This is a genomic window from Oharaeibacter diazotrophicus (assembly GCF_004362745.1).
GTDB lineage: Bacteria > Pseudomonadota > Alphaproteobacteria > Rhizobiales > Pleomorphomonadaceae > Oharaeibacter > Oharaeibacter diazotrophicus.
Genome location: NZ_SNXY01000010.1, coordinates 90,017 through 108,580, shown reverse-complemented (window position 1 = coordinate 108,580; position 18,564 = coordinate 90,017). Strand labels below are relative to the sequence as shown.

Here is an 18,564-nt window from a genome sequence, read left to right as displayed (position 1 = left end):
GGCGGACGGGGGCGTCGGTCACGGTGGCGGCGGATCCGGGAGGGGGGCGCGGGCTCTCCGCATACACCGCCGCGCCGGCCGACGCGAGGGCGACGCGAAGGCGCGCGGAACGCTCCGTTCATCTCCGGCCGGCACACTCCGCCGCGACGAGACCGGCCACCGACGGCGGACATGACGGCACGATCGATCCTCCTCCACACCCGCGCCTCCGGCGGCGGCGGCGCCGAACGGGTGTTCGCGACACTGGCGACCGGCCTCGCCGCGCGCGGCCATCGCGTCGTGCTGGCGGTCGACCACGTCGAAACCGGCTTCCGTGCCGGCCCGGGCGTCGAACTGGTCGAGACCGGCGGCGGCCACGCCCGCGGCCTGCTCCGCCTCGCCGGCCTGATCCGGCGCCTCGCGCCCGACGTCGCCGCCGGCGCGGTCTCGGTGTCCAACGTCAAGCTCGCGGCCGCGGCCGTCCTCGCCGGCCGGGGTACGCCGCTGGTGCTGTCCTACCACGGATTCGAGGAGTGGAAGACCGGCCGGCTCTCCGCGCTCGCCTATACCGGCATGCCGCTGCTGCGCCGACGCGCGGCGCGGATCGTCGCCGTCTCCGACGGGCTCGCCGCCGCCCTCGTCGGGCGCTGGGGCGCCGATCCCGCCCGTACCGTCCGGATCCACAACCCGGTCGCCCTGCCCCCGCTCGTGCCGCTCGCCGCGGCGGCGCTGGCGGCCCGGCCGCCGCTGGTGGCCGCGGTCGGTCGGCTGTCGCCGGAGAAGGGCTTTCCCGATCTGGTCGATGCCTTCGCCCGGGTGACGACGGCGGGCGCGCGGCTCGCGATCGGCGGCGAGGGGCCGGACCGCCCCGCCGTCGAGGCGGCGATCGCCCGGCACGGGCTCGCCGGACGGGTGACGCTGCTCGGCGCCCTCGACGGCTCGGCCGCGCTGTTCGGCGCGGCGCGGGTGGCGGCGGTGCCCTCGCGCACGGAGGCCTTCGGGATGGCAGTGGTGGAGGCGCTCGCCGCCGGCCCGGCGGTGGTGGCGACCGACTGCCCCGGTCCGGCCGAGATCCTCGGTGGCGGCGCCTTCGGCCGGCTGGTGCCGGTCGGCGATCCCGTGGCGATGGCCGGCGCGCTCGACGCCGCCCTCGCCGATCCCGGCGACCCGGCCCCCCGGCAGGCGCGCGCCGCCGGCTTCGACGTCGCGCACGGGCTCGACGCCTGGGAGGCGCTCTTCGACGCCGTCGTCCGCGAGGCCGTCAGGCGCTGACGGTCCGGCTGCCGGCCGGCGCCGCCGGGTGCCGCGACAGCGAGCGGTGGCGGTCGAACAGCTTCGGCATCTGCACGGCCACCGAATAGGGCCGAACCAGCGCACGGATCGCCTCGGGATCGAGCCGGCCGGCGCGGATCGCCCGCCACAGGCCGACGAAGCCCTCGGCCATGGCGTCGGCGGCCGCGGCGGGACCCTCGGGACGTTCGCGCAGGAAGCCCGAGACGCCCTCGACCACCAGCGGATCGTATTGCGGCAGCCGGATCGCGCCGCAGGGCCGGCCGCTCGACAGCAGTTCCAGCAGGTAGCAGGGCATGCCCTCGAAGAACGAGGTCAGCACGCCGGCGTGGCAGCGGCGCATGATCGCCGAGACGCCGGCGGCGTTCTGGAAGCCGTGGCGGACGGTGAAGCCCTCGATCGCGGCGAACTCGGGATCGCGGGCCGGGTCGGAGGTGCCGATGTAGTGGAACTCGAAGCGGCCACCGAGGGCGGCGTGGATCCGCCGCATCGTCTCGAACATCAGCGGCGGGTCCTTGAAGGCGTCGAGGCGGCCGGCGAAGACGACGCGGAAGACGTCGTCGGAAACGTCGAAGCGCGCGGCCGGGAAACGGTCGGTGTCGACCGAGACGGTCAGCATCTCGGCCTTGGCGGCGACCTTCGGCATCTCGCGCTCGTAGCGCTTGACGATGTTGCCGTTGACCGCGACGACGCGGTCGGCGAGGCGCAGCGCGATCTCCTCGTTGAGGCGGTGGATCCACCAGAAGCGCTTGATCAGGCTGTCCATCTTGTCGTCCTTGCGGCCCTCGCCGTGGACGACCTGGACGACCGGGTTGCCGAGCGCGCGCGCGATCGCGGCGAACTCGAAGCGCTCGATCTCGGTGGAGGCCGACGGCGCCTTCGCGAGCCGGCGGATCGTCGGCAGGTGGCGGACGGCGCCGAGCGCGAAGCGCAGCGTCACCGACTGCCACAGCTTGCGCGCGGCCGAGTGGATGGTGTCGTCGGGGATGTGGACGACCGGCAGGAAGTCGATCGTGCGACCGTCGATCTCGAGACGGACGGGCTTGCCGAGTTCGAGGTCGCCGCGCTCGTCCATGCCGACGAACAGCACGGAGAAGTCGGCCGGGTGGCGCGCCAGCATCATGCGCACGTGGGTCTCGATGCCGCCGACCTTGGAGCCGCGCGGGTCGAGGGGATGGACGACGGTGAGGCGGTGGGTCATTTGCGGTCCGGGTTGCGGAAGTCGCGGGCGATGCCGCGGAACAGGTCGGCGGCGGCCCCGCCGGCGTGGCGGACGGTCCAGCGCGCCAGGAACAGGCCGGACAGCCAGTAGCGCCGGGCGAGGCGACGCGGGTCGTGGGCGAGGCGCCAGGACCATTCGAGGCCGGTCGCCTGCAGGATCCGCGGCGCGCGGCGCTGGGTGCCGGCGATGAAGTCGAGCGCGGCGCCGATGCAGACGAAGGTGACGCCCGGCGCGTGGGCGAGCGCCTGATCGGAGAACAGCTCCTGCTTCGGGGCGCCGAGGGCGACGAAGCAGATCCGCGCGCCCGAGGCGGCGATCCGCGCCGCGGCCTCGGCGGCGGCCGGCGAGGCCGGATCGAAGCCGTAGGGCGGCGCCTCGGTGCCGACGACGTCGAGGCCGGGGATCAGCGCGCGCAGCCGGTCGGCGGTGACGGCGAGCACCGCGTCGGAGGTGCCGAACAGGTGGACGCCGAGCCCGTGGACGGCGGCGGCGCGGCAGAGCGGCAGCACGAGGTCGGCGCCGGTGACGCGGTGGAGCGGCGCGCCGGCGGCGCGCGCCATCCAGACGATCGGCGTGCCGTCGGCGGTGACGTAGCGGGCGCGGTCGTAGGCGAGGCGGAAAGCGGGGCTCTCGTCGAGCTTGACGAGGTGGTCGAGGTTCAGCGTGAACACCGTGCCGCCGGCGCCGTCGACGGCGTCGTCGACGATGCCGCGCACGAGCGCGTCCTGGTCGCCGACGTTGAGCAGCGTGCCGGCGACGCGCGCGAGGCCCGCGGGGCGGGCGCGCCCGGAGCGCTTGGCGGCAGGGGTCGGTATGGAGCTGACGTGCACTGTCGTGACCATTCTCGTCATTGCCGGATCGTCGGTGCCGATCCGGCCGTTCATCAGCAACGGCGATGCCATCGACGCGCTCCCCCGCCCCAACCCGCGCCCCGATGATTAACCGTCGGTAAACAGAACCGTGGCAATCGGCGGGCCGCTGGTGTTCTCATAGTCTCGGCGCCGTTGGATTCACCTGAAGTCGATCGTTAAAATTCGAACGATTCTCCTCGACACCGCTCGGGCTGGTCTGGAAATGCGGGGACATATACGAATGTTTCACCCTATCGCTCCCCGTCCGTCCCGCCGCGAGACGCTGAAGGTTATCGCCGGGTTGACGGCCTGTGCGGCGCTGCCGGCCGTGTCCCGGGCCGGGACGGCCGTTCCCGAGCCGATCGGCGACGTCGCCCGCCGCGCCGGCATCCTGTTCGGCACGTCGATCGCCGACGACACCCTCGACCGGCCGGGTCAGGCCGAACTCTACCGTCGGCACGCCCGGATCTTCACCGCCGACTGGGCATTGAAATTCAACACCCTGCGTCCCGCCCCGGACGTGTTCGACACCCGCTACGCCGACCGCCTGCTCGGCTTTTCCGACGACGCCGGCATCCCGATGCGCGGCCACACGCTGGCCTGGAACGAGATGAAGCCGGACTGGCTGGTGGCGATGTCGACCGCCGAGCGCGCCGCCTTCCTCGACCGCCACGTCGACGAGACCGCCGGCCGCTACGCCGGCCGGCTGCACTCCTGGGACGTGGTCAACGAGCCGTTCTGGCCCGGACACGGCCTGCCCGGCGGCTGGCGCGACGGGCCGTGGACGGCCACCTTCGGCACCGACTACCCGGTCCGCGCCTTCAAGCGCGCCGCCGCGGCCGATCCCGGCTGCAAGCTGGTGCTGAACGAGGCCCACACCGAGCAGTGGACCGACACCGGCGCCGGCATCCGCGCCGGCCTCCTGTCGCTGGTCGACCGCCTGCAGGACGCCGGCTGCCGGCTCGACGCCGTCGGCCTGCAGGGCCACCTGCAGCCGCAGTGGCCCTACGACGACCAGGGCTTCGTCGAGTTCCTGTGGCGGCTCGCCGAGAAGGGCGTCGACATCTACCTGACCGAGCTCGACGTCAACGACGAGCGCTATCCCGACGACCCGCTGATCCGCGACGCCGCCGTCGCCGACCGCTACGAGGCCTTCCTCGGCGCCGTCCTCAAGGTGCCCGCGGTGAAGACGGTGATCACCTGGCAGCTCACCGACGCCGCCACCTTCTACATCGACGCCTGGAAACAGACCCACCCCGGCGTCACGACCCGCGCCCCGCGCCCCCTCCCCTTCGACGCCCAGATGCAACCCAAGGCCGGATACGACGCCATCGTCGCCGCCTTCCGCGACCGCCGGCCGGCGTGAAGGGGGCAGGCCGGCCATTGTCCGGTCGATCTTCGAATACGTAAAAAGGTATCCTCGGGAGTTAGGATGCGAAAGTCGGCAATGATGGTTCTTTTCTTCTCCGTCGGCCTGTTCTTATTCTACATCACAATGCGGATGGTCTCTGCGATTTCTCAAGGGTATGCCTGGACGGAAATGGACTGGAATTCCGACGGAGCGACGTCCATATCCGAGTTTATCGCTAGTAGCGATATAGGAAAACTGAAAACCAACGACGGGGAGAGAAGTTGCATTGAATATTATAGCTACAAAGATGCATCAACGATACGATTAGATTGCGATTAACAGTATCAACTATCACCGTTCGATGAGGTGCGCGTTCTGGGCGCATTGGAACTCAATTTCGAAATAACTATTGCTTTTCATGTATGATTTTAATTTACTATTGACATGATATATTTCTAAAGTGATGCTTTTGGTAGAAAATTGTACTTACTATACTCGCAATGTCGCGAACGGCAGCACCAGCGACAGCGACGAATCCTCGATCCGGACGGCACCATAGCCCTCGTACCAGCGGGCGGCCTCGTCGTCCTTGGCGTCGATCAGCAGGGCGACGCCACCGACTTCCGCGCCTACCGCCATGCAGCGCTTTCCCGCCGCGACCAGCAGCGCGCCGCCGAGACCGCGTCCCTGCACCGAGCGATCGACCGCGAGCCGGGCGAGGCGGAAGACGGGCACGTCGAAGCGCGCCAAGCCCCTCCGGGCAACCGCCGGCGTGCGGGCGTAGTCCAACGAGGCGGGGCTCAGGGAGTAGAAGCCGAGAATGCGCGACGGCGCATCGACCGGTGTGGCGACGAAGGTCTTGGCCCCGCCGCTGTCATGGTTCTGGCGGGCAAAGCGCGCCAGCCAGCCGTTCAGGTCGGGATTGCCGCAATCGAAAGCGGCCCTGTCATGATGTCTGCCGATCGGCGCTTCCTGCCAGGTCGGTGCGCTCACCCGAGAGTCCGGCCGGCTTTGGCCGCGCGCCTCAGGCGGTCGGTCGGCTCCGGGGGAAACTCCAGAAGGTCGAGCACGCGCAAGCTGGCCCGCTCCGAGAGCTGCACGTGCTCGGCCCGCTCGACCACCGCCCGCGCCTCGGGCAGGATTCGCCCGAGAATGAAGCTGGTCAGGTCGACGTTCTCGAGCGCGGCCGCGCGTGCGAGCACCGCCTTCTGCTCGGGCGGGATGCGCAACTCGATGCGGCTGGACGTATCACTGATCTGGCGCGGCATGCCCATCTCCTCGGGGCATTAATGTAAGGTACGGATTCAAGCCGTACAATCGGAATCGTCTCGCGTCCCTTACCCCACCATCCGCGCCAGCCGCTCGACCAGCCGGGCGCGGTCGTCTTCGGCGGCGGCGTTCCAGCGGGCGACGTTGGTGGCGGCGCCGGCGGCGGCGGTGGCGAAGAAACCGGGGCCGCGCACGGCCGCGGCGATCCGGGCGGCGGCGCCGGCGGGGTCGGTCGGGTCGATCAGCAGGCCGGAGGCGCCGAGCACCTCGCGGAACACCGGCTTGTCCGGGGCGACCACCGGCAGGCCGGCGTATTGCGCCTCGACCAGCGGCAGGCCGAGGCCCTCGTCGTGCGAGGTCGAGATCAGGAGATGGGCGCCGGCGAGGAGGTCGCGGACCCGCTCGGCCGGCTGGTAGCCGTGCAGGACGACGCCGGGACGGCCGGCGAGCCGCTCGGCCTCGCCGCCCCAGCCGGGCCGGCCGACGACGTCGAGGGTGGCGTCGAAGCCGTGACCCTCGTTGAGCGCCCGCACCACCTCGGCGGCGGCGACGAGGTTCTTGCGCGGCTCGACGGTGCCGACCGCGATCAGCGACAGCCGGCGGCCGTCGCCGGCGGCGCGGGCAGCGGCGGCGGACGCGGCGCGATCGGCGATGGCGAAGACGTCGCGCACCACCGGGCGGTAGAGCGTGATCTCGGCCCCGGGCGCGGCGTGGCGGGCGAGTTCGTCGGCGGTCGCGCGGGAGTTGACGAGGAACCACGGCAGCCGGGCGATCGCGACACGGAAGGCCGGCGCCATGTAGACGCGGGCGCGCCAGTTGAGGTCCTGCGGCCGGGTGATCAGGAAGCAGTCGTGGACGTAGGGCACCACGCGCCGGCCGCCGGCGAGCGTCAGCGGGATCGACGGCGGGAAGCCCGGGCAGAGCACGACGGCGCCGCGGTCGGCGAGGAGGCGGGCGGGCAGGCCGAGGGTCTGCGCCAGGATCATCTTCCGCGTCGAGCCGCCGGCGGTCACCGGCTCCAGCCGGAGCGGGGCGAGCGAGTCCGGCGCGAACAGCTCGAGCGTGATCCGCTCCAGGCCGGTGACGTGGCGGCCGAGATGGGTGTGGTCGACGAGGAGGGTCCGCGCCATGGCTCAGGCCGCTTCCGACGCACGGCCGGCGGCGGCGGCCGCGGCACGGTCGTCGACCAGGACGAGGCCGGCGAAGCCGGGGGTCAGCACCGCGAGGTCGTCGACGAGGGCGACCGCGTCCGGGTCGGCCTCGGCCGCGGCGGCGATCGCCAGCACGGCGCCGTCGGCGGCGTCCGCGAGGGCCTGCACGAGGTCGAGGTCCGGCTCGGAGCCGAGGTCGACCACGACGTGGTCGTAGCTCTCGGCGACGGCCTCGACCAGTTCGCCGATGGCGGCGCGGTCGGCGACGAGGTCGGCGAGCGGGCCGGCGGGCACCACGTCGAAGCCGTCGGAGACGCGCAGCGCGACGTCGTCCCAGCCGGCGCGGCCGTCGAGCACGTCGATCAGGTCGGGCGCGGCGGCGCCGGTCAGGGCAGTGGCGACGGCACCGCCGGCGGCGTCGACCAGGAGCGCGCGGCGGCCGGCGGCGACCGCCCCGGCGGCGATCGCGAAGGCGACCGCCGAGGCGGCGTCGCCGCAGTCGGATCCGAACACTACGGTGACGACGCCGTGGTCGCGGCCTTCGGCGAGGCGGGCGGCGAGATCGCGCGCCGCTTCGGCGCCGCCCGCGTCGGCGAGGGCCGAGGCGTAGACGTCGCGGCGGGCGCGCACCAGCGGCCGGCCGGAGCGGCCGGGCAGCGCGGGCCGGGTGTCGACGACGAATTCGGCCAGCACCTCGGCGTCCTCGCGCGGCTCGGGCAGCGGCGCGGGTGCGACGCGGGCGGGAGCCGGCGTCGGCTCGACCGCGGCCGCCGCGGGGTGACGGCGGCGGAACAGGCCGGCGAACAGGCCCGGCCGGGCCGGCGCCGCGGCGGGCGGCGACTCCACGGCGACGGCCGGTGCGGTGGACACGGCCGGCGCGACTGCGGGCGGCACCGGCTCGACGGCGTCCTCGCGGAGGGAATCGAAGATCTCGGCGAGCGGCTTGCGGCGGCGCTTCGGCGCCGCCTCCGTGGTCGCCGATGGCGCCTCCGGCGCCGGGCGGGCCGGCGCCTGCGGTGCGGCCTGCCGGGCCGGCCGCGTCTCGGCGACGGGCTCCGCTTCGTCCGCCGCGGCCGGCACCGTGCGGGCCGGACGGGCGACGAGGTCGACGCGGCCGCGGTAGAGTGCGCCGGTCAGGCCGATTCCGAAGCCGGCGACGAAGCCGAGCATCACCGCGAGCGTGCGCTTCGGCGTATAGGGCCGGATCGGCATCTGCGCCGGCACGATCACGCGGGCGTCGGAGATCTGGGTGCCGGTCTGGAGCGCGGTCTGCTCCATGCGCGAGACGAAGCTCGCGTACATGTCTTGGCGGACCTTGGCCTCGTTCTCGAGCTCGCGCAGGCGGATGCCGGCGACGCCGTTGCGGTTGACGAGGTCGGTGGCGCCCTCGAGCGAGGCCTTGGCGGCGGCCTCGGCGGCGGCGGCCTGATCGTAGTCGCTCGACGCGGTGGCGGCGAGCGAGCGCAGTTCGTCGACGATCAGGCTGCGCGTGCGGGCCGCGTTGGCCTCGGCGGCCTGCAGGCGCGGATGGCTCGGCCCGAGCTCGCGCGCCATCTCGGCGATCGAGCGCTCCGCGAGGGCGTACTCGATCTTGAGCCGGCTGAGCACCCCGCTGTCGACCGACTGCAGCGCCGAATCGACCTCGGCGCCGCCGCGGCGGACCGCGCCGGCGAGCCGGTCGCGGCGGGCCTTGGCCTCCTGGGCGCGGACGCCGGCGGTGACGTAGGCCTCGTTGAGCTGGCGCAGCCGCTCCTCGTCGACCGAGCGGCCGCTGGCGGAGACGAGGTTGTTGTCGGTGCGGTATTTCTGCAGAGCGATCTCGGCCTCGCGCGCCTTGTCGCGGAGGTCGTCGATCTGGCGGCCGAGCAGTTGCGTCGCCTGACGGATCGCGTCGGCCTTGGCGTCGACCAGCGAGGCGACGAAGGCCTCGCCGAGGGCGCCGGCGATCCGCGTCGACAAGGTCGGGTCGTTGGAGGTGACGCTGACGTCGAGCACGTAGCTCTCGTCGGCGCGCTCGACCAGGATCAGTTCGCCGAGCTTGCGGAGCGCGGTCTCGCGGTCGCCGGCGAAGGCGGGGTTCTTGCCGAGGTCGAGGGTGTCGAAGACGCGACCGAGCGTCGCCTCGGAGGTGACGAGGCTCGCCTGCGTCGCCACCCAGGCCGGATCGGTGCCCTGGGTCGGCAGGGTGATGCCCTGGCCGACGACCTGCTTGTCGCGCGGGTCGACGAGCACGCGCGAGGTCGACCGCCAGGTCTTCGGCGCCGTCAAGGCGTAGCCGAGCCCGATCGATGTGCCGATCACCGTGCAGATCAGGATGAGCTTCCAGCGCGCCAGCAGGATGCGGACGAGCGCGGCGAGGTCGATGTCGTCGAGCGTCACCGGTGCCGCCCCCTTCGGGGCCCCGGTCGGCCGCGCCGCTCCCGAACCGTCGAACAATCCGAACACCGCCATCGCATCCCACCCGAAACGGCGGTGCGTTCGCCGCGCGTTAACCATAGGTCGCGGGATTTAACGAGACGTGAATGCGATCGGTCGCATGCGGCGGATTTCCGCGCCGGGTTTTCCCCGCCCTTAACCCGTCCGGGCGCATGGTCCGGCAACGACAAGCGCCCGAGGGGCCTCGCGAGGGGCCCCGACGCGCCGGTTCGCGTCGTCTCGGCGGCGCAGGTCCAAAGGTCCGATCGATGCTGCTGCGCCAGACCCTGCAATACCTGCCCGCCCAGTTCCTGGCCCCGGCGGCGCAGTTCGTCTCGGCGCTGATGTGGACGTGGTGGCTGGCGCCGGCCGACATGGGCGCCTTCATCCTGGTCTCGGCGACGCAGGAGCTCGCCTACCTCTTCAGCCTGTCGTGGTTCTCGACCTACGCGCTGCGCTACATGCCCGGCGCCGGCGACGACGGCCTCCGGCGCCGCTTCCTCGGCACCGAGACGACGCTGATGCTGCTGCTGACGCTGCCGCAGATCGCCGCGGCGTGGCTGACCGTCGAGGTGGTCGACGCCGCCGAGCGCACGCTCCTCGGCGGCGCGCTGGTCGCGGCCTACTACGTCACGCGCAGCCTCAACACCTATTATTCCGAGCGCGCCCGCGCCCAGGGCGCCATCCTCGCCTACACCATCCTGCAGGTCGCCGGTCCCGTCGGCGGCCTCGTCGTCGGCGTCGCCGCGCTCGAGATGGTCGGGCCGAGCAGCCTCGCCCTCCTCGGCGCCTACGCGCTCGCCCAGGCGATCGGCACGCTGGTCGCCCTGCCGATGATCGGCTTCTCGCTGCGCCCGGCGCCGGTCGACCGCGAGATCATGAAGGCCGCCCTCGCCTACGGCGGGCCGATGCTCGGCCTCGCCGTGCTCGCCTGGGGCGGCGAGAACAACATGCGCTACGTCGTCGAATACATGGCCGGGCCCGAAGCCTTCGGCCTGCTCGCGGTCGGCTGGGGCATCGGCCGGCGCTGCGCCTCGGTCGCCTCGATGCTGGTGATGGCCGCCGCCTTCCCGCTCGCCTCGCGCCTCCTCAACGAGGGCCGCCGCGACGCCGCCCTCGCCCAGCTCAAGACCAACGCCGCCATCCTCGCCGCGGTGCTGTTCCCGACGGTCGCCGGCGTCGTCCTGGTCGGCGGCCTCCTCACCGACCTCGCCGTCGCCGCCGAATACCGCGAGACCACCAAGGCGATCCTCGGCCTGTCGGCGCTGGCGGGCGCGCTGCGCTACGTCCACCTGCACACCACCGACCAGAATTTCGTGCTGGAGCGCCGCTTCCTCGCCTGCGCCTCGGTCCACGTCACGGAGAACGTCCTGGTGGTGGTGCTCGCCGCGATCGGGTTGGCGACCGGCGGCCTCGTCGGCGCGGTCGCCGGCGCGGCGGTGGCCTCGGGGCTGACCACGCTCTATTCCGGCTGGCTGGCGGTGACCCGTCTCGGCTTCCAGGTGCCGGTGCTCGACCTCGCCAAGGTGACGGCCGCGACCCTGTTCATGGCCTCGGCACTCAACCTCACGCCCTATCCGCAGAACGCGACCGGTCTAGCGGTCGCCGTCGTGCTCGGCGGCGTCTACTACGTCGGCGCGATGGCCCTGCTCTACGCCCCGCTGTGGGCCCCGATTGCCCGGCGCCGGCTCGGCCTCGCCCGCGCGTAGTCCCGAACCCGCGACGCCCCCGATCGTCGGGTCGTCGGCGGGGCGGGGCGGGGATCAACGGTCGATCCGGGTCGACAGCAGGATCGACGACGTCGTGCGCTCGACGCCGTCGAGCGCACCGATGCGGTCGATCAGGGTGTCGAGCTCGGCGATCGACGGCGCGGCGACCACCGCGATCATGTCGAACGGGCCGGACACCGAGTGCAGCTGGCGCACCTCCGGGATCCGCCTGAGCGCCGCCTCGACACCCGCCGACGCCTTCGGGTGACAGGCGACGGTGACGTGGGCGCGCACCAGCGCGCTCTCGACCGCGCCGGCGAGCCGCACCGTGTAGCCCACCACCACCTTCGCGGCCTCGAGCCGCTGCAACCGACTCGTCACCGTCGTGCGTGACAGCCCGAGCCGGCGCGCGAGCTCGGCGGTCGGCGCACGGGCGTCCTCGCGCAGCAGCGCCAGCAGGGCTCGGTCGACGTCGTCGATCTGCATATCGTCCAATTCCTCTTGGCGATCCGTTCAAAGTTAGCATGCGGATCGTCGGATCTGGAATTGCGATTCGACGGCGCCCGCCGCGATCATCGGATCTCGTTCGCGAGCTTCAGGAGGGTGTGCGCGATGATGAAGGACGTGGTGATCGTCGGTGCGGGCAAGATCGGGTCCACCATCGCCGGAATGCTGGTCGCCGCCGGCGACTACAGGGTGACCGTCGCCGACCGCTCGCGCGAGCAGCTCGACCGGCTCGACGTGCCGGGCGACGTCGAACGCGCCGCCGTCGACGTCGAGGACGTGCTCGGCTTCACCCGCCTCCTGCAGGGCAAGTTCGCCGTGCTCTCGGCGGCGCCCTACCACCTCACCATCCGGGTCGCCGAGGCCGCCAAGGCCGCCGGCGCGAACTACCTCGACCTCACCGAGGACGTCGCCACCACCCGCCGGGTCAAGCAGCTCGCCGAGGGCGCCCGCACCGCCTTCATTCCGCAGTGCGGCCTCGCCCCCGGCTTCATCTCGATCGTCGCCTCGGACCTGATCCGCCGCTTCGATGCGGTCGACACCGTGCGCATGCGCGTCGGCGCGCTGCCGCAGTTCCCGTCGAACGCGCTGAACTACAACCTCACCTGGTCGACCGACGGCGTCATCAACGAGTATTGCGAGCCCTGCGAGGCGATCGTCAACGGCGAGCTGCGCGAAGTGCCGCCGCTCGAGGAGCGCGAGGAATTCTCGCTCGACGGCGTCACCTACGAGGCGTTCAACACCTCCGGCGGCCTCGGCACCCTGTGCGAGACGCTGAAGGGCGGCGTGCGCACCCTCAACTACAAGACCATCCGCTATCCCGGCCACGCCGCGATCATGAAGGCGCTGCTCAACGACCTGCGCCTGCGCGACCGCCGCGACGTGCTGAAGGACATCCTCGAGCAGGCGGTCCCGACCACGCTGCAGGACGTGGTGATCGTGTTCGTCACCGTCTCCGGCACCCGCGGTGGTCGGCTCGTCCAGGAGACCTACGCCCAGAAGGTCTATTCGCGCCCGATCAACGGCGTGATGCACTCGGCGATCCAGGTCACCACCGCCGGCGGCATCACCGCCGTGCTCGACATGCTGGCGAACGGCGACCTGCCGCAGCACGGTCTCGTGCGCCAGGAGCAGGTGCCGCTCGCGGCCTTCCTCGCCAACCGCTTCGGCAAGGTCTACGCCCAGGAGCACGGCGAGTCGCACCGCGCCGCCTGAGCGACACCGGCGCGAATTGCTTGACGACACGCCGCGGCCGGGTCCATGCCATGGACCCGGCCGCGATGCCGTCGAGGACCCCGACATGACCGTGGACGCCGCCCTCCTCGCCGAACTCCTCGACCAGGAGCGCCGCCTCGTTTTCCCGGCCTTCGACAACGACACCGCGATCGCCCTCGGCCTCGCGCTGGTCGACACCGCGCGCGCCCGCGGCCTCGCCGTCACGGTCGACGTCGCCCGCGCCGGCCAGCAGCTGTTCCACGCCGCCCTGCCCGGCACCGTCGCCGACTACGACCACTGGATCGCCCGCAAGAACGCCGTTGTTATGCGCTTCGGCCACTCGTCCTACTACATGGGCCGCGCGGCCGCCGCGGCCGGCGAGTCGTTCCACGAGCGCTTCCTGGTCGATCCCCTCGCCTTCGCCGCCCACGGCGGCGCCTTCCCGATCCGGGTCGCCGGCACCGGCCTCGTCGGCACCGCCACCGTCTCCGGCCTGCCGCAGGAGGACGACCACGCGCTGGTCGTCGAGGTGATCGCCGCCTTCCTCGCCCGCCCGGGACTATGAGCGGACGTCGGACGTTCTTCCGAAAGGGAGGCCGTCCGTCGCGACATCGCCAGCCGAGATGCCAGCCTTCAGCGTTCACGCCATGTAGCGCCCGATAACCGGAGCGTTCATCTCGCGTTCATCTTCGTAGAACCCATCGACCATGCAAGTCGTGACGATCGTATCGATCACGAACGATTGCCCTGCCGCCTCGATTTCGCCGCGCGATGGCCGCGGCTCGACCTGAGACGGCCGACTTGCGGCCGTGTTTCCCGAGAATAGTCGCCCCGAACGGAACCAATCGCCTGCGCGGGTGATTTGCCGTCACCGCGTTCAACGGGAAGGTCGAAGACCCATGAGAAGCCACAAGGCCGGTTGGCTCGCCGGAGCCGTGATCCCCGCCCTCGTCCTGACGACGCCGGGCGCGATGCCCGCGCGTGCGGCCGAGCCCGCCGCGATCGTCGTCGCCCAGGCCGACGGCCCGACGCCCGAGGAGTTGCTGCTGCAGCGCAAGAAGCGCGAGCAGCAGGGCGACGGCGCCGGCCAGGGCCGCAACGACGGCGGCGAGCGTCCCGCCGGCAAGCCGCGCAAGAACGACGACGCCGGCCCGGCGGAGCAGCAGCGTCCGCGCAAGAACCAGGGCGGCGAGGGGCAGGCCGAACCGCAGCGTCCGCGCAAGCCCGCCGCCGACCAGGGGGCGGAACAGCCGCGCCCGCCCAAGGGCCAGCGCAACGACGGCAACGGCGGTGCGGAGCAGCAGCGTCCGCGCAAGAACCAGGGCGACCAGCCGGGTGCCGACCAGCGGCGTCCGCGCAAGCCCGCTGCGAACGAAGACGCCGCGCCGCGCCCGCCCAAGGGCCAGCGCAACGACGGCAACGGGGATACCGGCGCCGAGCAGCAGCGCCCGCGCAAGAAGCAGGGCGCGGAACCCGGCGCCGACCGCACCGACGTGCCCGGCCGCGTCGACGGCAACGGCCCGCGCGCGACCGGCGACGACGGCGCCGCGCCGCAGCGCCCGCGCAAGAACCAGGGTGCCGAGCCCGGCGCCGACCGCAGCGACGTGCCGGGCCGCATCGACGGCAACGGCCCGCGTCCGGTCGGCGACCAGAACGACGGCCAGGGCGGCGGCGAGCAGCGTCCGAAGGACCGTCCGGGCGCCGGCGATCAGGGTGCCGCCCCCGGCGGCGGGCGCAACGACGGCCCGGCCCCGCGCCCCGGCGACGACCGTCCCGCGCCCCGCCCCGGCGGCAAGCCGGCGATCGAGCGGCCCGCCGACGACGGCTCGGTGCCCGGTGGTGCGCCCGACGGCTCCGCCCTCGACGGCGGCCCGAACCGCGACCGGCTGCGCGACGAGCTGCGCGGCGGCAACGACCGCCGTCCGAACGTCGATCCCGGCCCCGGCGACGCCCGCCCCGGCCCCGACCGTCGCCCCGGCGAGGACGTCGGCCCCGGCCGCGACGGCCGGTGGAGCGGCGAGGACCTGCGGAACGAGGACATCGGCCGGATCCGCGAGGAGCGCCGGACCCGCCGCGTCGACGGGCTCGACGTCATCACCGAGCCCGGCGGCCGGACGATTCTGCGCGACGATCGCCGCGTCATCATCCGCAACGACGAACTCGACCGGCTCGAGGACTTCGGACAGGTGCGCCGCGAGCGCCGCGGCGACGACTACGTCACGATCGTCGAACGCCCCGGCGGCGTCCGGATCGTCACGATCACCGACATCGACGGCCACGTCATCCGCCGCGTCCGCCGCATGCCCGACGGCCGCGAATACGTGCTGTTCGTCAACCGGCCGGACCTGCGCGACCGCTACGACGTCGACGTGATCGTGAACCTGCCGCCGCCGCCGATCGACATCCCGCGCGACGAATACGTCGTCGAGGCCGACCGGGTGCCGCCGCAGGTGATCTACGACACCTTCGCGGCCCCGCCGGTGGTGCAGGTCGACCGCCGCTACAGCCTCGAGCAGGTCGTCAACAGCCCGAGCGTGCTGGAGCGCGTCCGCCGCGTCGACCTCGACACCATCACCTTCGACACCGGTTCGTGGAAGGTGGCGGAGAGCGAGATCGGCGCGCTCGACGCGGTCGCCAAGGCGATCAACGACCTCCTCGCGAAGAACCCCAACGAGGTGTTCCTGATCGAGGGCCACACCGACGCCGTCGGCTCGGACATCGACAATCTCTCGCTGTCCGACCGCCGCGCCGAGGAGGTCGCCTATCTCCTGACCGAGTACTACAAGGTGCCGCCGGAGAACCTGACCACCAAGGGCTACGGCGAGAGCCAGCTCAAGGTTGCGACCGATGGTCCCGCCCGCGAGAACCGCCGCGTCACCATGCGCCGGATCACGCCGCTGCTCGAGACCAGCGAGGCGAACTGACCGCCTCCCGGAACGCCCCCGGGGGCCGCCGACCGCCGTGTCGGCGGCCCCCGGTCGTTTCGTCGCACGGCGCCCCTCGACTTCCGCGCGGCGGGGGACCAAAAAGGGGACCTCGCCGACGGCAGCGGCCGCGGCCACGCATCGCGGAAAGGTTCGGGCCTTGGAGATCAAGTGGCTCGAGGACTTCGTCAGCCTCGCCAACACGCGCAGCTTCTCGAAGTCCGCGGTCGAACGTCACGTCACCCAGTCGGCCTTCAGCCGCCGGATCCAGCAGCTGGAACAATGGCTCGGCGTGCCGCTCGTCGACCGCTCGACCTATCCGACCACGCTGACCGCCGAGGGCCGGCGCTTCCGCGAGACCGCCGAGGAGGTGCTGCGGCTGATCTACGTCGAGCGCTCGCAGTTGCGCTCCGGCCGCGCCCAGGGCCAGGGTGCGATCACGATCTCGACGCTGCACACGCTGTCGATCAGCTTCTTTCCCGGCTGGCTGAAGCGCGTCGAGGAGGGTTTCGGCCCGATCAACGCCCGGCTGATCACCGACAACTTCCACGATTCGATCCGGGTGTTCGCCGAGGGCGACTGCGACTTCCTGCTCACCTACGAGCACCCGCGCATCCCGGTCCTGCTCGATCCCGAGCGCTTCCCCTCGCTCGACCTCGGCGGCGACCGGATGATCCCGGTGTCGGCCCCGCTCGACGACGGCCGGCCGCGCCACCAGCTGCCCGGTGCGAAGGACCGGCCGGTGCCCTTCCTCGCCTATGCGCCCGAGACCTTCCTCGGCAAGCTGGTCTCGGTGATGGTGGCCGAGCAGGGCGACGGGCTCAACCTCGCCCACATCTACGAGAACCCGATGGCCGAGGCGCTGAAGGTGATGGCGATGACCGGGCGCGGCGTCGCGTGGCTGCCGGAATCGGCGGTGAAGACCGAACTCGCCGCCGGCACGCTGACCGTGGTCGGCGCCGCCGCCACCATCGACATGCGGATCAAGATCTACCGCTCGATGGAGAAGGTGCGCCCCACCGTCGAACGGCTGTGGAAATACCTGCGCGAGCGCACGCCCGTCGCCGCCGTGGCGTGACGGGCGCCGGCCCCCGCCGGTCAGCGCCGGCCGTAGCGGGCCGCCAGCACCGCGTAGAGCGCGCGGATCACCTGCGCCTCGCCGCCCTCCGGGCTCGCCGGCTTCGCGCTCGGCGTCCAGGCGAAGATGTCGGCGTGCAGCCAGGTCCGCGCCTTCTCGACGAAGCGGCCGAGGAACAGCGCCGCGGTGATCGAGCCGGCGTAGGAGCCGCCGGAGATGTGGTTCACGTCGGCGATCTTCGACTTCAGCATGTCGTCGTAGGGCGGCCACAGCGGCAGACGCCAGCACGGGTCGGCGACCGCCGCGGAAGCCGCCGCGAGTTCGGCGGCGAAATCGTCGTCGCGGGTGTAGACCGGCGGCAGGTCGGGCCCGAGGGCGACGCGGGCGGCGCCGGTCAGCGTCGCCATGTCGACCAGCACCTCCGGCGCCTCCTCGTCGGCGAAGGCGAGCGCGTCGGCGAGGATCAGCCGGCCCTCGGCGTCGGTGTTGCCGATCTCGACCGTCAGGCCCTTGCGACTGCGATAGACGTCTCCCGGTCGGAAGGCGTTGCCGGAAATGGAATTCTCCACGATCGGCACGACGACGCGCAGGCGCACGGAGAGGCCCGCCTCCATCACCATGCGGGCGAGGCCGAGCACGTTGGCGGCGCCGCCCATGTCCTTCTTCATCAGGAGCATGGAGGCGTCGGGCTTGATGTTGAGGCCGCCGGTGTCGAACACGACGCCCTTGCCGACCAGCGTCACCTTCGGCGCGGCCGGATCGCCCCAGGTGAAGGTGACGAGCCGCGGCGGCCGCGCCGAGGCCGCGCCGACGGCGTGCACCAGCGGATAGTTGGCGGCGAGCAGATGGTCCCCGACGATCTCCTCGATCTCGGCGCCGTGCGCGGCGGCGAGGGCGTGGACCGCGGCGGCGAGTTCGGCGGTGCCGAGGTCGTTGGCGGGGGTGTTGACGAGGTCGCGCACGCCGTGGACGGCGGCGGCGGTGCGCAGGATCGCCAGGACGTCGGCCTCGGACGGCAGCACGAGGCGCGGCCAGGTCTCCTTCGGCGCCACGTAGCGCTCGAAGCGGTACGCGCCGAGGGCGAAGGCGGTGAGCGCGAGGTCGAGGTCGCCCTCGAAGGTGGCGAGCCGGTAGGCGCCGGGGGGCAGCACGCCGGCGAGCTTGCCGAGCAGCATGTCGGTGCGGGCGCCGTCGGGTTTGCCGAGCCCGAACAGCACGCCGGCGAGCCGGCCGTCCTCGTCCGGCAGCAACAGGTGGGTGCCGGCCTTCGCCTCGAAGCCAGCGACCCCGGCCCAGGCCCTCGCCGCCGGCCCGAGCGCGTCCAGCGTGCCGGCGAGGTCGGCGGCGGCGATCGCGTGGACGGGAACGGCGGCCTCGGTGGTGTCGGGCGGGAGGAAGCAGGCGAGCACGGCGGGAACTCCGGTGGAACGGCCCGACGCGACGCCGGAACGCGGTCGCGATGATGGCCGCCGGGGCGACGGCCCGCAAGCCCGCGGCGGGCGTCCGGGGGTCCCGCCCGCCCTCGTTAACTCCGCATTAGGGTTAACGGATTATCTCCTGGGACGACCGGCGGCCCGCTCCCGCGACGTTCGCCCGGGTCCTTCCT

The 18,564-nt window shown here is 72.5% G+C and carries 15 protein-coding genes; 7 read left to right on the top strand and 8 right to left on the bottom strand.

The genetic code is table 11. The features are described from left to right. The first annotated feature begins 171 nt into the window (after positions 1-171). Positions 172-1,251 (top strand): glycosyltransferase, encoded by a 1,080-nt coding sequence (locus EDD54_RS18140; RefSeq protein ID WP_126539450.1) that lies wholly within the window; start codon positions 172-174, stop codon positions 1,249-1,251. On the opposite strand, the gene EDD54_RS18135 is transcribed toward EDD54_RS18140, so the two are convergent. Continuing rightward, positions 1,241-2,470, bottom strand: coding sequence for a glycosyltransferase (locus tag EDD54_RS18135; RefSeq protein WP_126539452.1), 1,230 nt, complete (start codon positions 2,468-2,470; stop codon positions 1,241-1,243). The two genes, EDD54_RS18140 and EDD54_RS18135, sit on opposite strands and share 11 nt — an antisense overlap. Beyond that, on the bottom strand, positions 2,467-3,393 hold the full coding sequence (locus tag EDD54_RS18130) for a WecB/TagA/CpsF family glycosyltransferase (RefSeq protein ID WP_245515819.1): 927 nt from the start codon (positions 3,391-3,393) through the stop codon (positions 2,467-2,469). Before EDD54_RS18130 ends, EDD54_RS18135 begins: the two co-directional genes overlap by 4 nt. Positions 3,394-3,643: 250 nt before the next feature. Between EDD54_RS18130 and EDD54_RS18125 the strand changes: the two genes are divergently transcribed. Then, positions 3,644-4,708 carry an endo-1,4-beta-xylanase gene (locus EDD54_RS18125; RefSeq protein ID WP_166653468.1) on the top strand — a complete coding sequence of 355 codons (1,065 nt, stop codon included), beginning with the start codon at positions 3,644-3,646 and terminating at the stop codon, positions 4,706-4,708. A 474-nt stretch (positions 4,709-5,182) separates the two neighbouring features. Here the strand turns inward: EDD54_RS18125 and EDD54_RS18120 are convergent, their stop codons facing one another. From EDD54_RS18120 to EDD54_RS18105, 4 genes are all read right to left on the bottom strand, one after another. Continuing rightward, positions 5,183-5,686 carry a GNAT family N-acetyltransferase gene (locus tag EDD54_RS18120; protein ID WP_126539456.1) on the bottom strand — a complete coding sequence of 168 codons (504 nt, stop codon included), beginning with the start codon at positions 5,684-5,686 and terminating at the stop codon, positions 5,183-5,185. Continuing rightward, entirely contained in the window at positions 5,683-5,961 is a 279-nt protein-coding gene (locus EDD54_RS18115; protein WP_126539458.1) for a type II toxin-antitoxin system TacA family antitoxin, read from the bottom strand. The genes EDD54_RS18120 and EDD54_RS18115 overlap by 4 nt, the downstream gene beginning before the upstream one ends. Positions 5,962-6,030: 69 nt before the next feature. Further along, positions 6,031-7,092, bottom strand: a complete 1,062-nt coding sequence (locus tag EDD54_RS18110; protein ID WP_126539460.1) for a glycosyltransferase — start codon at positions 7,090-7,092, stop codon at positions 6,031-6,033. 3 nt (positions 7,093-7,095) lie between these two features. Further along, positions 7,096-9,492 carry an exopolysaccharide transport family protein gene (locus EDD54_RS18105; RefSeq protein WP_166653467.1) on the bottom strand — a complete coding sequence of 799 codons (2,397 nt, stop codon included), beginning with the start codon at positions 9,490-9,492 and terminating at the stop codon, positions 7,096-7,098. Between the two features lie 305 nt (positions 9,493-9,797). Between EDD54_RS18105 and EDD54_RS18100 the strand changes: the two genes are divergently transcribed. After that, entirely contained in the window at positions 9,798-11,237 is a 1,440-nt protein-coding gene (locus EDD54_RS18100) for a lipopolysaccharide biosynthesis protein (protein WP_165644722.1), read from the top strand. A 54-nt stretch (positions 11,238-11,291) separates the two neighbouring features. Here EDD54_RS18100 and EDD54_RS18095 read toward each other — a convergent pair whose 3' ends face one another. Then, positions 11,292-11,723: an Lrp/AsnC family transcriptional regulator gene (locus EDD54_RS18095; RefSeq protein WP_126539466.1), complete on the bottom strand. Its 432-nt coding sequence runs from the start codon at positions 11,721-11,723 to the stop codon at positions 11,292-11,294. 129 nt (positions 11,724-11,852) lie between these two features. On the opposite strand from EDD54_RS18095, the gene EDD54_RS18090 reads away from it, so the two are divergent. From EDD54_RS18090 to EDD54_RS18075, 4 genes are all read left to right on the top strand, one after another. Then, positions 11,853-12,956, top strand: coding sequence for a saccharopine dehydrogenase family protein (locus EDD54_RS18090; protein WP_126541834.1), 1,104 nt, complete (start codon positions 11,853-11,855; stop codon positions 12,954-12,956). Positions 12,957-13,041: 85 nt separating this feature from the next. Beyond that, entirely contained in the window at positions 13,042-13,521 is a 480-nt protein-coding gene (locus EDD54_RS18085) for a heme-degrading domain-containing protein (protein ID WP_126539468.1), read from the top strand. A gap of 334 nt (positions 13,522-13,855) precedes the next feature. Next, a complete protein-coding gene (locus EDD54_RS18080) occupies positions 13,856-15,880 on the top strand; it encodes an OmpA family protein (protein ID WP_126539470.1) in 2,025 nt (674 codons plus the stop codon). A gap of 160 nt (positions 15,881-16,040) precedes the next feature. Next, complete coding sequence (locus EDD54_RS18075) at positions 16,041-16,958, top strand: LysR substrate-binding domain-containing protein (RefSeq protein WP_126539472.1); 918 nt, start codon at positions 16,041-16,043, stop codon at positions 16,956-16,958. 20 nt (positions 16,959-16,978) lie between these two features. On the opposite strand, the gene EDD54_RS18070 is transcribed toward EDD54_RS18075, so the two are convergent. Further along, positions 16,979-18,367, bottom strand: a complete 1,389-nt coding sequence (locus EDD54_RS18070; protein ID WP_126539474.1) for a leucyl aminopeptidase family protein — start codon at positions 18,365-18,367, stop codon at positions 16,979-16,981. Between the last annotated feature and the right edge of the window lie 197 nt (positions 18,368-18,564).